The sequence below is a fragment of the Brevibacterium sp. S22 genome (assembly GCF_004745485.1).
GTDB lineage: Bacteria > Actinomycetota > Actinomycetes > Actinomycetales > Brevibacteriaceae > Brevibacterium.
This window is the reverse complement of record NZ_RHFG01000004.1, coordinates 80,954-95,906: the sequence shown is the minus strand read 5'-3', so window position 1 is coordinate 95,906 and position 14,953 is coordinate 80,954. Positions and strand designations below refer to the sequence as shown.

Here is a 14,953-nt window from a genome sequence, read left to right as displayed (position 1 = left end):
CCGGGGTCGGCCCGCTGCCCCGGTGCCGGTTGCCTCCGCGCAGCAGGATCGCCTACTGCAGCTCGGGGGCACCAGGGGTGTCGTTCATGCCCGGGGCGTCCCACAGTGCCGACCAGTTCGATGTGTCCTCTTCGAACGGCAGCTCTCCGGAGAGGACGCCCTTGACTTGGATCTCGAGCGGGTTGTCCCGCTGCTTCGGACCTGACTGCACAAACGGGTAGAAGGTTCCACGCTTGTACTGGTAGACCAGTGCCATCCGGCGCCCATCGGGATGGACGAAATACACGGTCGTGCACAGCAGCATCGTGTCGAAGCCCTGGCTGACCAGCGCCGAGTTCACGGCGTGGATGTTCGTGACGAGGTTGACCACCTCGGCGTTCTCATCTGCCACGACCTGCCAGGTGAAGCCATAGCCGTCGTTCTCCTGCCGCACCGAGGCGGACGGGTCGGAGCTGATGAGGGCGACGCTTTCGGACTCGGCCGACTGGAACGCGGCCCCTTCGACCTGCCGGAAGGCGACCGCTCCGACGCCTGTGGGGGTGAATCCGGTCGCAGCCTGCAGAGTCAGCGCGGCAGGAGGCAAGGCGAAGAGGTCGTCGAGGTTGGCCCGTTTCGGTTTGGACCGACCGAGCAGTGCGTCGAAGAATCCCATGGAGCTCCTAATTGTGGGTGGTGTCGTCACTCAGGGTGGCGTGAAAGGTCACTCGGGGCGCGAGAGCTGAGCGGAGATCTTCGCCAGCTGATCCAGGCGCTTTTCGAGCGAGGGATGGGTGGAGAAGAGCTGGCCGAAAGCGGCCTTCCCGCTGATGGCGGGGATGAGCGCCAGGTGGTTCGCCGAGGCAGACGACCGCAGGTCCTTCTCCGGGATCTTGGCCATGTCCCCGCTCAACTTCGTCAGTGCCGACGCCAGGGTCGACGGAGCACCCGTGAGGATGGCTGCGGCACGGTCGGCCGCAAGCTCGCGATACCGGGACAGCGCTCGGATGAGGACGAACGAGAGGCCGTAGACGACGGCTCCGACGAGGATGAAGAGCAGCTGGATCGGGATGCCGTTGTTATTGTTGTTCGACCGTCCGAAGCTCATGTAGTACCCGGCGCGCATCATGAGCGCTGCGACGACCCCGGTGACGCCGGCGACGGTCATCACGGTCACGTCGCGGTGAGCGACGTGGGAGAGCTCGTGTGCGAGGACGACCTCGACCTCATCACGGTCGAGCTTCTCGAGCAGACCGCGGGTCACGCACACCACCGAGCGCTCGGGGGAGCGGCCGGTGGCGAAGGCGTTGGGGATCGACGAGTTCGACACAGCCACCCGCGGCTTGGTCGAATCCGACAGCTGGCAGAGTCGGTCGATGATCGTGTGCAGCTCCGGAGCCTCCTCGGGGGAGACCTCCCGGCCGCCCATGGCTCGCATGGCGATCTTGTCGGAGAAGTACCACTGGAAGAAGAACGCACCGGCGCTGACGACGACAGCGAAGATCACGCCGGGGATGCTCTGACCGAACATCCACCAGATCGCGAGGATGAGGATGACGTAGATGAGCCCGTTGAGGAAGATCGTCCATCCCATCCGCATGGTCAGTCCGTTGTCTTTGACGAAGCGGTTCTTCATCGTCGTTCCTCTCTGGGTGTGGCAGAACCGGCCCACTGTCGCAGACAATGGGCCGGGTGCATATCGGTGCTCAGGGGTTTCAGGCCGGGTCCGGGATGAAGCCCTCGCCGGTGAGCAGCTCGGCGATCTCGGCCAGGGTTGCGTCGACGAATGGGATGACGACATCAGAGGAGCCGAGGTAATCATCGGCGACCGGTTGTCCGTTGGCCGTGACGTAGTCGTGCAGGGAGTTCAGCGCGGTGCGAACGGCCTCCTCGTTTCCGGCGTTGACGGCGTCCTCGACCTGGTTGTCGTACTTCTGCAACAGGTCCTGGTCGACGTGGGCGACGTCGAACTGCCCTTCGCCCATGATGCGGATGATCATTGCTGATCCTCACCTTCGAGCGACTTCGGCTCCTGCTTCTCAGACCCGGCAGGCAGGGACTCGCGCATCCGCTGGAGTTCCATCTCCACGTCATTGTCGCTGGAGAGGGAGTCGAGCTGGGCGGTGATATCGTCCTTCTGAGTTCCCGTGACATCGTCGAGGGCCCCGGAAGCGAGAAGTTCGTCGACGGCACCGGCACGTGCCTGCAGTGACGCGGTCTTGTCCTCGGCGCGCTGGACGGCGAGTCCGACGTCGCCGAGCTCTTCGGAGATGCCCGAGAAGGCCTCGCCGATCTTGGTCTGTGCGTCGGCGGCGTTGTAGGTGGCCTTGAGGGTCTCCTTCTTCGTGCGGAAAGCATCGACTTTGGCCTGGAGGCGCTGCGAGGCAAGGGTGAGCTTCTGCTCTTCGCCCTGCAGCCCTTCGTGCTGGCTCTGCAGGTCGGTGATCTGCTGGGTCAGCCCGGACTTGCGGGTCAGAGCCTCACGGGCGAGGTCCTCACGGCCGATCTGCATAGCCTTCTCGGCCTGACCGGAGAGTTTGTTCTGCTGCTGTTCGAGCTGGTTGATCTGCAGCTCGAGGCGCTTGCGGCTGGTGGCGACATCGGCAACACCGCGACGGACCTTCTGCAGCAGCTCCAGCTGCTTCTGGTACGAATAGTCAAGGGTTTCGTTGGGGTTCTCGGCTTTGTCCAGAGCTTTGTTGGCCTTGGCACCGAAGATCGTCGCGATCCGTTGGAAGATACTCATCCGTAGTCGACTCCTGCATTGGTTTGACCCGACGCTGCCGACCCGATCCACTCCGCTCCGGAGATTCTCGGCCAACACCGCCGCGAACTATCGCTTTCAAGTCTACTGAGAAAGGCTGATAGTTTGCCAGACGCCGACTACAAGAACGACCAGACGCCGACTACACGAACATACAGACCCCTGCCGCTGAAACTCGGGGGTCCGCGGCAGGAAACTGCGAGGCTCTGGGAGCAGGCTTCGACAGGGTGGGAAGACCTGGCTCCGACAAGATGGGGCCTCGCTCGCGACTGTGGAATCCGGTGGGGCTCAGGGGGCGAAGAGACGTGAGTTCGCGGCCTCGACCTCGGAGTACTGGCGGGCGGCAGTGTGGAGCGCACCGTGGACGGAGTTGAGCGATTCCATGAGCTGCTTCTGCGCACGCTCCCATTGGTTGACCACGGCCTGGAAGTTCTGTGCTGCGCTGCCGCGCCAGCATTCCTGGAGGGCAAGCAGATTGCGCATCATCGTGTCGGACTCGGAGATGAGATTGCGGGAGGTGTTTGCGGCGGCTGTGGCGGCGGATTGGACGCGTTCGGCGTCGACTTCGAAACTCATGATCACTCCTCTTGGCAGAGACGACTCGTCGCGGTCGGACGAGATGCCATCAGTGTCGACGGTGCTGCCTGCGGAGGAGAAGGGCGCGCAGAGAGGGTGTGGACAGCGTTCGGCTGTCCACACCCTCCAGGTGGCCAAGTCGCGGCAGCATCCCCAAGCCCGGACGCTTGAGTCGAGGAGTCCTCAGTGACGCTGTGCGAAGACCTCGGACTGCCGCGTCTGCGGCGCTGCGGTCGAGTCTGCGGCGCTGCCGCCGCGTGCGGCAGCCCTACTGCAGCACGAGCGTGACGTCGAGCTTCTGCTCCTTTCCACCGCGGACCACGGTGACCTCGACCGGAGTGTTCACCGGCTGGGCGCGGACGAGGGCGCGCAGGGCGATGGCGTTGTTCACCTTGGTTCCGGCCACCTCGACGATGTCGTCGCCATCTTTGATGCCTGCCTTGGCCGCCGGGGATCCGCCTGCCACAGACTGCACCTTGGCGGTGCCCCGGCTGATTCCGCCGCTGTTGATGTGCCCGTCGGTGAGCGTGATGCCGAGGAACGGGTGCTGGGCTTTGCCGGAGGAGATGAGCTGATCGGCGATCATCACGGCCTGGTTCGCGGGGATCGCGAATCCGATGCCGATCGATCCGGACTGTCCGCCCTCACCCTGACTCAGCGATGCCGCCGCCGAGTTCACACCGATGAACTGGCCATCACCGTTGACCAGCGGTCCGCCGGAGTTGCCCGGGTTGATCGCGGCATCCGTCTGGATCGCGTTCGTGATCGTCATCTCCTTCTCCTGCGAGGAGGCATCCTCACCGATGTTCTCCGTCGACACCGGACGGTCGAGCGCGGAGACGATACCGGTGGTCACGGTGTTGGCCAGACCGAGCGGATTGCCCAGAGCCATCACCGGATCGCCGACGGTCAGTTTCTTCGAATCACCGATGACCAGCGGTTTCACACCATCGGGAACCTGTTCGAGTTTGATGACGGCGATGTCCGTGGAGGGATCGCGCCCGACGATCTTCGCCTCCGTCGTCTCACCGTTCTTCATCGTCACGGCGATCTCTCCGTCGGGGGTGTCCGCAGGTGCGACGACGTGGTTGTTCGTGATGACGTGGCCCTGTTCGTCGTACAGCGCACCCGAGCCGAGACCCTGCACCTGACCGCGCGTTCCGACCTGGATCGACATCACGCTGTCCGAGGTCTTCTCCGCGACCTGTGTCCAGTCCGGAGTCTCGATCGTCTCCTCGGCGACCTTGCGCGGTTCGTCATTCTGCAGTGCCGAGAGCGCATAGTTCCCGCCGAACGCCAGAGCCCCACCGAGGAGGGCGGCCACGAGCGCGATCGCGACCGTCGCACCCCAACCGGGCCCCTTCTTCTCTCGCCGAGGCGGCTGCTGAGGCCCGTATGGGCCGAACCCGTCCGGCCCGACAGGACCGCCGGGACCACCAGGTCCGCCGGGGCCGGGCTGGGACCCGACGGACGAGAATCCCGAGGAATAGGGATCCGATCCGGCGGCTGCCGAATAGGAGCCGGAACCGGTCGGTTGGCCAGGACCATTCGGCTGGTCTGGACCCCCCGGCTGGCCTGGACCATACTGCTGGTCCGGTGCGCTCGGGTAGCCGGGACCATTCGGGTGGCCGGTGCTGTTCGGGTGTCCGGGAGCGCCTGGATAGCCGGAAGAACCTGTCTGCTGGGAGTTGACACCGGCCTGGTAGGCACCACCGCCGGCTGCTGCAGCGCCGGCTCCCGCCGCAGCTGCTCCGACTCCGGAGGCAGAAGGGCCAGTGCTGTTCTGCCCCGGATGCGACTGCAACCCGGACTGACCGTAGGGGGAAGCGTGCTCAGGCTGGCTCTGCTGGACGCTCTGCTGTCCAGGCTGCGACTGGTTGCCGTAGCTGCCATGGACGCTCTGGTGTCCCTGACGGCCCGGCTCCTGTTGACTGCCCGGCTGATACGGAGAGGGCGGCTGACCACCTGCCTGATACGGCGACGTCTGCTGGGGTCGAGCCTGCTGGCCGCCCGGCTGGCCGTGCTGATCGCCCGACTGGCTCTGCTGGCCGACTGGCCGTCCGCTGGTCTGCCCACCCTGCTGCCCGCCGGGCTGGGATGGGGCGGGCTGCTGGGAGGAGGAGCCGCCTCGGTGAGGGGAGGCGTCCACAGGGTTCTGCGGTGGAGTCGATGAAAAGTCGGGGCGTCTCTCGGGCGGTGCCACGGGTGGACTGACCCGGGCCGGGCCGTTGGATTGGGACGGGAATGTGCGCGGAACCTCCGCACCGGATCCGCGGTAGCCTCCGGCAGAGGGGCTGCGACGCCCCTCAGCGGTGGAACTGCTGTCCTGATCCGCCGACGTGCGCGGAGCCTGATCGTCCGGTCCGGAGCTGCGGGACACCTCACCCGGAGTCTGAGGATCGTTGTTCTCGTTCATCGCTCGTCCTTTCGTGTGTCCGCAGTGGTTTCGCCGTTCTCGGAGATGGGCAGGTCGATGCGGAACGTTGCACCGCCGCCCGGAGTTTCGTGGACGGAGATCGCACCATGGTGGTTCTCCACGATCGCCTTGACGATCGACAGCCCGAGCCCCGATCCGCCGGTGTCCCGGGTCCGGGACACGTCGAGACGGTAGAAGCGCTCGAAGATGCGCGGGACCACCTCGGGGTCGATTCCGTCGCCGTGGTCCCTGACCTCGAAGCGGACTCGACCGTTGGGGAATCCGCGCAGAGACTCATCGACCGTGATCGATCCGGCCGCTGTGACATCGGGGACGATGTTCGCCGGCTCCGGGGTTGGCGACTGGTCTGTGGACCGAACGTCGGGTCGTGGGTCGGTCTGCGGTCCGGTCGGTGCAGCACTGTGTGAGTCTGCCGGTTCCTCGGACTGTCCGGTCGGCGAATCCGTCTGTGCTCGGGACGGTGTGTTGAGCTGCCCGTTGGGCTGGGTGGTGTCCTGAGACCCGACCTGCCGGTTGGGCTGGGTTGGAGCCTGAGCGTCGGACTGGGGGTTCGGCTGAGTGTCGGCCTGGTCGCTTCCGGCGGAGTCGCCTCGGCGGAAGATGCGGACCCCACCGGTGACGAATCCGCGCTCACGCGGTTTGTCCTTCGCTCCGTTCTTCGCGCCGTTGCGGCCGCTCTGACCTCGGGCGCCGCCCTCACGGATCTCGCCGGTGCTGTAAGAATCGGGGTCGACCGACTCGGGCAGTCCGACGACGCCGACGGCGAATTCGATCGCCGTGTGCTCGGGCGTGTGCCGCACGGCGTTGCCGGCCAAGTTGACGATGACCTGTCGGATCTTCGACTCGGAACCGCGGATCATCGGCACCGGCTGCGCATCCTCGCCGTCGAGGCCGATGAAGCTGATATCGCGATCCGGGGCCTGCGCTGCGGCATCGGCGGCGGCATCACGGACGACCTTGTGCAGGTCGATCGGACCGATCTCGGCGGCACGCTGCTCATCGAGGCGGGCGAGGACGACGAGGTCGTCGACGAGGACGCCCATGCGTTTGGCCTCGGACTCCATCCGCTCCATCGCATTCCCGATGTCCTCGGACTTCGTGATCGCACCCTGTCGGTACAGTTCCGCATAGCCGCGGATCGTGACCAGAGGGGTGCGCAGCTCGTGGGAGGCGTCGGAGACGAACTGGCGGATGCGCTTCTCCGAGCGGGTCTGCCCATCGAAGGAGTCCTCGATGCGTCCGAGCATCGCATTCAGCGCCGCCGACAGACGACCGAGTTCGGTGTTGCGCGGATAGCTCGGCACACGTTGGGACAGGTCGCCGGCGGCGATGCGGGAGGCGGTCTTCTCGATATCGCGCAGTGGTCGGAACGTGTTGTTGATCGCCCAATAGCCGACTCCGGCGACCATCGCCAGGGCCAGCAGGCCGATGCCGATCATCGTGTTCCGGGCGCGCTCGTTGATGTTGTCGACCTCGCGGTCGAAGGGCACCGCGATGGACACGAGAACGTCGGTGTTCTTCACCTTCATCGCCCTGGCTCGCCACTGCGAACTCGTCCCGGCGACGGTGAAGGGCTCACCGCCGCGGGCATAGACTTCCTTCTCATCGACCTTCGGCAGGATCGGATGGTTCTGCGGCTCCGGGGCGACGGGATCACGGATCGGATCTCCGTTCGTGTTGTAGAACTGCACGTAGAAGCCTCCCGGCAGGAGGCTCTTGAGCTGATCCCAGGAATTCGAATCGATCGTCGTCGACGACGGCGCATCCTCGGCGCCATCGGCATCCTCCCCCGATTGGAGTTCGGCCTTCTGGAACACATCTTGGTAGGCCTGCTTCGCCAGGGTCTCGGATGCGCTGATGAGTCGTTCATCGGTGCGCTGGACGAGGCTGTCGCGCAGGTTCTCCAACACCCAAGCGCTCGTCCCCGTGAGGACGAGCAGCATGAGCAGCATCATGATGGCCAGCAGCTTGGTGGTCAGAGACCATTCTTCCCAGAAGCCGGGACGGGAGGGACGGGATTCTTTTGCCACGTAGGTAATCTATCGTCCTTGTTTGGACGACTACTTGGATTCCGGTGTGCGCAGCATGTAGCCGACCCCGCGCTTGGTCTGGATCATCGGGGTCCACTCCATCTCGACGGGGTGGCCGGCGGCGTCCGTCTCCGGGGTGACGTCGATCTTGCGGCGGAGGTAGGAGATGTAGGATTCGACGATCCCGGTGTCGCCGCCGAAGTCGTATTCCCACACATGGTCGAGGATCTGCGACTTCGAGAGCACACGGTTCGTATTCAGCATGAGGTAGCGCAGCAGCTTGAACTCGGTGGGGGAGAGGTCGATGAGGATGCCGGAGCGGCGGACCTCGTGGGTGTCGTCATCGAGCTCGAGGTCGCCCGCCACGATGACGGCGTTCTCCTCATCTTCGAGATTGCGGGTGCGGCGGAGGACGGCACGGATGCGGGCGACGACCTCCTCGAGGCTGAACGGCTTCGTCACATAGTCGTCACCGCCGACGGTCAGACCGGTGATCTTGTCCGAGGTGTCATCACGGGCGGTGAGGAACACGACGGGTGCGTTCATGCCGATCTGGCGCAGACGGCGGGTGACGGTGAAGCCGTCCATGTCCGGGAGCATGACGTCGAGGACGAGGAGGTCGATGTCGGTCTGCTCGGCCAGGCGCAGCGCCTCGGCGCCGTTCGCGGCGGAGACGACATCGAAGCCGGCGAAACGGAGACTGGTGGACAGGAGTTCGCGGATATTGGGCTCATCATCGACAACGAGCAGGGTGGCTTCGATGTCGGTGTCGTTCTGTGCTGTAGTCATGACTCCAGTCTGGGGGCCATTTCTGGGAGTGCGCTGGAGGTTACCTGAATGCAATTGTGATGTACGCCACTGAAAAACTCTCAGAAAAGTCGATATGGACGCCGCCTGGGTTATTCGTTCTCAGGAACCAGGTACCGATTTCAGTGAAAAGTATGCCCACGGTCAGATTGTGTCCAGGAATGTTCGCCGAGGCGGCCGTGCGGGGGCGAGTTCCGCTCAGGGGCGCCAGGGCGGGTGGCGGTCGGGAGGCATCGGGATGACCTGGGGCGATCGAGATGTGGGATTCTCACGGATCTCGCGCAGCGGGCGGAGGTCGAAGAGCTGGTGCGTGACGGCGAAGCGTCGGACCCGTTCGGGACGGCTGCGGTCGTAGACCACCTGGCCGACCGTACCCTGCATCGACGGGCTCTGCTGGACGAGATGGCGGACCCAGCGATCTCGGCCCTGGGCGTTGATGAAATGAACCACGACCAGACTCGGTGCTCTGGCCTGGGAGCCGGACCAGTAGTCGACGACACGGCCTTCGGCCAGGCCGCGGCTGGGATAAGGCGGGCGGTCGAGGATCGGATAGCGGGCCTTGCGGAAGGCGAGCAGGGAAACAGCAATGAGCCCGACTCCGACGGCGATTGAGATCACCCACCAGACAGGGGCCGCTTCGGTCATGGCTGGAACGAAGCCGAGACCGAGACCGCCGCCGACGCCGAGGGCCGCCAGCTGATAGCGGAAGAAGCGGGTGAGACTGCCGCCGGTCCGGTGGCGGCCGAGGGCTGCGCGCATGAGCAGGTGGCAGACGGTGACAGAGGCGATCGCGAGGAGGACGGCGAGGGCGATGAAGAAGAGCTTTTGGCTCTGCGGTTCTCCGGGCCCGCCGGGGACGAAGGTGAGTCCGGTGATGAGGCAGCCGGCTGTCAGTGTGACCGACATCGTGAAGATACCGGCCAATCCGGCGGCTAGCTTGCGACCGGGAGAGATGCGCAGGGGCTGTAGGGACATTGCGGTCCCCTCAGTCGGTGTCGGACTGACGGGCGCGGAAAGCTGCGACATGGGTCCGGTTGGCGCAGCCTCCGGTATCGCAGAAGCGCTTCGAGCGATTGCGGCTGAAGTCGGCGAGGTAGGCCCGGCATTCCTCGGCGGCGCACCGGCCCAGACGGTCGAGGTCGCCGGAGCGGATGAGGTCGATGAGGACGAGGGCGACATCGGCGGCCACCCGATCCGCGAGGCTGGCCTGGGCTCCCGTGGCGTGCAGGTGCCAGTCCCAGTGGTCGTGTTTGACCAATTGCGGCACGGAGCCGGAGTCGCTGAGTGTGAGATTGATCTCGTCGACGACCGACGAGGTGGCCGCTTCGACCTCATCCTCGGTCTCGGCGTCGATGCTCGAGTCCAAGGCTGCGGCGAATCGCGCACGCAGTCTCAGCGTCTCCTCGACGTCGGTCTTCGTGGCTCTCAGCGGACCTGAGAAGTCGTGCCGGGCCGCGAATTCGCGGAGTTTCGCGGTTGTCGTCAACTCATCGCCGTCCGCCGCGACGTCCCCGGAGGTGTTGAGGAGGTCGACGAGCATCGTGAGGTTCGCGCGAATGTCATAGATGAAGGCCATGTCAGAACCATTCTGCCACACTCATGTAAGTACCAAAATGCATTTGACTCATTTCAAATCCAGGGATGATACTGAAGGCTGACCCCGTCGGGGCCATGTACAGCCAGTCCAGACACGGAAGAACGACGAATCGGTCACGCCGATGCCGACGTCGGGCCGCCTCGGCGAGGGGGACTGCCCCGCCTCGGCGAGGGGACGATCTGCCACCGCACCACCACCTCGGCGGGATTCTGCCGCCCACACACCACCCAACGTTTCACCACATCAGGAGGTCAGGAATGAATCGCACCGTCATCGCAGGGTTCCTGCTCACTCTTGCCTCCGCATTCTTCTTCGCGGTGTCGGGACCGATCGCGAAGACGATGTATGCGATCGGGTGGACGCCGGGCGCGGTGGTGCTCATCCGCCTGGCCGGCTCCGCGGTCCTGCTGCTCATCCCCACCCTCATCGCACTGCGCGGACGCTGGGGCGAAGTGATCACGCACTGGCGCACGGTCGTCACCTACGGGCTGGTCTCGATGGCCGGCGTCCAGGGGTTCTACTTCGTCGCCGTCGAACACCTGACCGTGGCCGTGGCGCTGCTGCTGGAGATGACCGCGCCGATGCTCATCGTCTTCTGGATCTGGGCCAGGACGCGGACCCGGCCGGCGACCGTGACGTTCATCGGGGTCGTGGTCTCGATGATCGGACTGCTGCTCGTGCTCAACCTGCGGGGATCGTCGATCAGCATCTTCGGCGTGGTCATGGCCATGGCCGCCGCGGTATGCCTGGCCAGCTATTTCCTCGTCTCGGCGAAGGACACGATCACGATCCCGCCGGTCGCTCTGACCGGACTGGGCATGGGCATCGGGGCGCTGGCGATGTCGCTCATCGTGGCCATCGGAGTCATGCCGTGGGGCGCGGTGACGGCCGATGTGGACTTCGGCGGAGTGCCGATGTCATGGGTCGTGCCGATGGCGATGATCGTGCTCTTCACCGTCGGCGCCTATATCACCGGGATCCTCGGTCTGCGCTATGTCGGGGCGACTGTCGGTTCGTTCGTCAACCTCATCGAGGTGCCGTTCTCCGTCATCGTCGCCTGGCTCGTGCTCTTCGAGATGCCAGCGGCCATCCAGCTCTTCGGCGGAGTCTTCATCCTCGGGGGAGTCGGCTTCATCAAGTGGGGCGAGTCCCGTCTGGCCCGTCGCGTCGCTCGCCGCGAGGTCGTCGCCAAGTCCGAAGCCTCCCTCATCACGACCTGAATTACTACCTGACGGCGGCTCTGCAACCTCGCGCTGGGTTGCAGAGCCGCCGTCAGGTAGTAATTCAGGTCGTGTCCGCTGGCAAGAAGCATTGATAGGTTGTCTCCATGGGCCATATAGAGATCAATGACGTCTCGTACACACTTGCAGACGGCCGACCCCTCCTCGGTGGGGTGTCATTGCGTGTCGGCGATAGGGCCAAGGCCGCACTCATCGGTGCCAACGGGGCCGGGAAGACGACCCTGCTGAGGCTGCTGACCGGGGAGATCGCCCCGGACGAGGGCTCCGTCTCCCACACCGGCAGCGTCGGTCTGATGCGTCAGTTCGTCACTGCCGGCACCATCGCCGAGGCGCTCGAAGAGGTGGCACCTGAGCGCATCCGGAAGGCGGGCGCCCAGGTCAGACGGGCCGAGGAAAGTCTGCTCGGGCCCGACGGCGATTCGACGAACGTGCAGATGGCCTATGCCGCTGCGCTGGGCGAATGGGGTGAAGTCGGGGGCTACGAAGCGGAGGTGCTGTGGGACACCTGCACCACCTCGGCGCTGGGAATGCCCTTCGACCGCTGCCGGGATCGGCCGACGACGACCCTGTCCGGAGGGGAGCAGAAGAGGCTCATCCTCGAGGCCCTGCTGCGCGGCGGTGACGATGTCCTCGTCCTCGACGAACCGGACAACTTCCTCGACGTTCCCGGCAAACGGTGGCTGGAGGACCAGCTGCGGGACACGGACAAGTCCGTCCTCTTCGTCTCCCATGATCGTGAACTGCTGGCCCGGGCCGCCTCGGAGGTCATCACTCTCGAACTCTCGGCCGCCGGGAATACCGTGTGGACTCACCCGGGCGGCTTCGAAAGCTACCACGAGGCCCGACAGTCCCGGTTCGACCGCCTCGAGGAACTGCGCAAACGGTGGGACGAAGAGCATGCGAAGCTGCGCGCACTGGTGCAGATGTATAAGCAGAAGGCCGCCTACAACTCGGACATGACATCCCGGTACCGTGCCGCCCAGACCAGGCTCGAGCGCTTCGAGACCGCAGGGCCGCCCGAGGCGATGCCGCGCGAACAGAATCTGGGGATGCGTTTGGCAGGCGGCCGGACCGGGAAGATCGCCATCCGCGCACACGGCCTCGAACTGACGAATCTCATGCTGCCCTTCGACCTCGAGGTCCACTACGGAGACCGGGTCGCAGTGCTCGGATCGAACGGCTCGGGCAAGTCCCACTTCCTGCGTCTGCTCGCCGCCGGCGGCACCGACCCGGAGCCGGAGCACCGTCCGGTCTCCGATGTCGAGATCGCCCCGGTCGAACATTCGGGGCAGGTGAAGCTGGGAGCCAGAGTTCGTCCGGGCTGGTTCGCGCAGACGCACGGCCGGCCGGATCTGCATGGTCGCACACTGCTCGACATCCTCCATCGCGGGGACGAGCATCGGAACGGACTTCCCCGGGAACCGGCCTCGCGGGCGCTCGCCCGCTACGAACTCGCCGGCGCCGCCGAGCAGACCTTCGAGTCACTCTCGGGCGGGCAGCAGGCGCGCGTGCAGATCCTTCTGCTCGAACTGGCAGGGGCGACCCTGCTGCTCCTCGACGAACCGACGGACAACCTCGACCTCGTCTCCGCCGAGGCTCTGCAGGATGCGCTGACCGCTTTCGACGGCTTGGTCCTCGCCGTCACCCACGATCGCTGGTTCGCCCGGGACTTCGACCGGTTCCTCGTCTTCGGAGCCGACGGCGAGGTCTATGAATCGACGAGGCCGGTCTGGGACGAGGGGCGCGTGTCTCGTTCCCGGTGAACCCGGATTCCCCGCTCTCTCTGCTACCTGACGGCGGCTCTGCAACCTCGCGCTGGGTAGCAGAGCCGCCGTCAGGTAGTTCTGGGAGGGGTGGGAATCAGCGGACTTCGATGCTGTAGCTGTAGCCCTGCTCGGTGAGGAAGCGGCGGCGCTGAGCGGCGAAGTGCTCGTCGATGGTGTCGGCGGCGACGACGGTGTAGAACGTGGCCGAGCCCTGATCTTCCTTCGGACGCAGAATCCGTCCGAGACGCTGCGCCTCTTCCTGCCGGGACCCGAATGCCCCGGAGATCTGAATCGCCACCGAGGCGGCCGGCAGGTCCACGGAGAAATTCGCGACCTTCGAGACGACGAGGACCGGGATCTCCCCGGACCGGAACTCGCGGAAGAGCTCTTGGCGAACCGATTCGGGGGTCTGCCCGGTGAGCACCGGCGCACCGAGCTCGGCCCCGATCTCCTCGAGCTGGTCGAGATACTGCCCGATGACGAGGATCTGTGCATCCGGATGATCGGCGACGAGCTCGGACACGATCGGCAGCTTCGCATCAGACGTCGCTGCCAGCCGGTACCGGTCCTCACCGTCGGCGCGGGCATATGCGGTTCGGGTTCCGCCGTCGAGGCGGACGCGCACTTCATGACAGGCGGCCGAGGCGATATAGCCGAGGCGTTCGAGTTCCTTCCACGGCACCTCGTATTGTTTGGGTCCGATGAGGGAGAACACCTCGTCTTCGCGTCCGTCCTCACGCACGAGGGTCGCGGTCAGTCCGAGGCGACGACGAGCCTGGAGGCTTGCGGTCAGCCGGAAGATCGGCGCCGGCAGTAGGTGCACCTCGTCATAGATGACCAGGCCCCAGTCCTTGGCGTCGAGGAGTTCGAGGTGGAGGTACGAACCCTTCCTTCGGGTGGTCAGGACCTGGTAGGTGGCGATGGTAATCGGGCGGATCTCCTTCGTCGACCCCGAATATTCGCCGACTTCGTCTTCGGTCAGGGTGGTGCGACGCAGGATCTCGTCCTTCCACTGCTTGGCCGACACCGAGTTCGTCACGAGGATGAGCGTCGTCGTCTGCACTCGCGACATGGTGGCCACACCGACGATCGTCTTCCCAGCACCGCACGGCAGGACGACGACCCCGGATTCGCCGGACAGCGACTGGTCGATGGCCTCACGCTGATAGTCGCGCAGATGCCACTGACCGCCGTGGGCGTCATCAGACAGAGCGATCTCATGGGCTTCGCCGTCGACATACCCGGCATGGTCAGAGACCGGATGGCCCAGCTGCAGCAGGGCGTGTTTGAGTTCGCCGCGCTCGGACGGGTGGACGAGGACCGATTCGTCGTCGATACGTGTGCCGAACTTGCCGACGAGGTCGGGCTGACCGGTCAGCCCATCGAGCAGCTCCGTCTCCGTCGAGGTCAGGGTCAGTCCGTGAATCGGATGGTCGATGAGGGTGAGCACACCGAAGCGGTCCATGATGTCGACGATGTCGACGAGGAGTTCATGCGGGACCGGGTATTTGGCGAACTCGAGGAGCACATCGACGACGGATTCGGCATCATGGCCGCTGGCGCGCGCGTTCCACAGCCCCAGCGGAGTGATCTCGTAGGTGTGGATGTACTCCGGGGTCCGTGACAGCTGCGCAAACGGGGCGATCGCCACGGCCGCCTCGACGGCCAGGGGGTGTCCCGATTCCAGCAGCACAGTCCGATCGGACTGCACGATCAACGGACCATTCATTCAGAGCTTCCCTTCCCGAAGTGTGATGTC

13 protein-coding genes are annotated in these 14,953 nt (G+C 65.2%); 2 read left to right on the top strand and 11 right to left on the bottom strand.

Annotated elements, in window-relative coordinates; genetic code table 11:
- Positions 1-52: 52 nt before the first annotated feature.
- The 10 genes from EB835_RS05885 to EB835_RS05840 form a co-directional block, all read right to left on the bottom strand.
- Positions 53-652 (bottom strand): PspA-associated protein PspAB, encoded by a 600-nt coding sequence (locus tag EB835_RS05885; RefSeq protein WP_135808547.1) that lies wholly within the window; start codon positions 650-652, stop codon positions 53-55.
- A 48-nt stretch (positions 653-700) separates the two neighbouring features.
- On the bottom strand, positions 701-1,612 hold the full coding sequence (htpX, locus tag EB835_RS05880; protein ID WP_135808546.1) for a zinc metalloprotease HtpX: 912 nt from the start codon (positions 1,610-1,612) through the stop codon (positions 701-703).
- A gap of 79 nt (positions 1,613-1,691) precedes the next feature.
- Positions 1,692-1,976 carry a PspA-associated protein PspAA gene (locus EB835_RS05875; protein WP_135808545.1) on the bottom strand — a complete coding sequence of 95 codons (285 nt, stop codon included), beginning with the start codon at positions 1,974-1,976 and terminating at the stop codon, positions 1,692-1,694.
- A complete protein-coding gene (locus tag EB835_RS05870; protein WP_135808544.1) occupies positions 1,973-2,722 on the bottom strand; it encodes a PspA/IM30 family protein in 750 nt (249 codons plus the stop codon). The genes EB835_RS05875 and EB835_RS05870 overlap by 4 nt, the downstream gene beginning before the upstream one ends.
- 306 nt (positions 2,723-3,028) lie before the next feature.
- Complete coding sequence (locus EB835_RS05865) at positions 3,029-3,316, bottom strand: WXG100 family type VII secretion target (protein ID WP_135808543.1); 288 nt, start codon at positions 3,314-3,316, stop codon at positions 3,029-3,031.
- Between the two features lie 268 nt (positions 3,317-3,584).
- Positions 3,585-5,732, bottom strand: coding sequence for a trypsin-like peptidase domain-containing protein (locus tag EB835_RS05860; RefSeq protein WP_135808542.1), 2,148 nt, complete (start codon positions 5,730-5,732; stop codon positions 3,585-3,587).
- Positions 5,729-7,783, bottom strand: a complete 2,055-nt coding sequence (locus EB835_RS05855; RefSeq protein ID WP_240688569.1) for an ATP-binding protein — start codon at positions 7,781-7,783, stop codon at positions 5,729-5,731. Before EB835_RS05855 ends, EB835_RS05860 begins: the two co-directional genes overlap by 4 nt.
- A 30-nt stretch (positions 7,784-7,813) precedes the next feature.
- The gene (locus EB835_RS05850; protein ID WP_135808541.1) at positions 7,814-8,572 is read right to left on the bottom strand and encodes a response regulator transcription factor; all 759 of its coding nucleotides are present in this window, start codon (positions 8,570-8,572) and stop codon (positions 7,814-7,816) included.
- 216 nt (positions 8,573-8,788) lie between these two features.
- Positions 8,789-9,565 (bottom strand): PH domain-containing protein, encoded by a 777-nt coding sequence (locus EB835_RS05845; protein WP_135808540.1) that lies wholly within the window; start codon positions 9,563-9,565, stop codon positions 8,789-8,791.
- A gap of 10 nt (positions 9,566-9,575) precedes the next feature.
- Entirely contained in the window at positions 9,576-10,166 is a 591-nt protein-coding gene (locus tag EB835_RS05840; RefSeq protein ID WP_135808539.1) for a CGNR zinc finger domain-containing protein, read from the bottom strand.
- A 278-nt stretch (positions 10,167-10,444) separates the two neighbouring features.
- Between EB835_RS05840 and EB835_RS05835 the strand changes: the two genes are divergently transcribed.
- Positions 10,445-11,407, top strand: coding sequence for an EamA family transporter (locus EB835_RS05835; protein ID WP_135808538.1), 963 nt, complete (start codon positions 10,445-10,447; stop codon positions 11,405-11,407).
- 107 nt (positions 11,408-11,514) lie between these two features.
- The gene (locus tag EB835_RS05830) at positions 11,515-13,191 is read left to right on the top strand and encodes an ABC-F family ATP-binding cassette domain-containing protein (protein WP_135808537.1); all 1,677 of its coding nucleotides are present in this window, start codon (positions 11,515-11,517) and stop codon (positions 13,189-13,191) included.
- 97 nt (positions 13,192-13,288) lie between these two features.
- Here the strand turns inward: EB835_RS05830 and EB835_RS05825 are convergent, their stop codons facing one another.
- Complete coding sequence (locus tag EB835_RS05825) at positions 13,289-14,923, bottom strand: DNA repair helicase XPB (protein ID WP_135808536.1); 1,635 nt, start codon at positions 14,921-14,923, stop codon at positions 13,289-13,291.
- Positions 14,924-14,953: the final 30 nt, after the last annotated feature.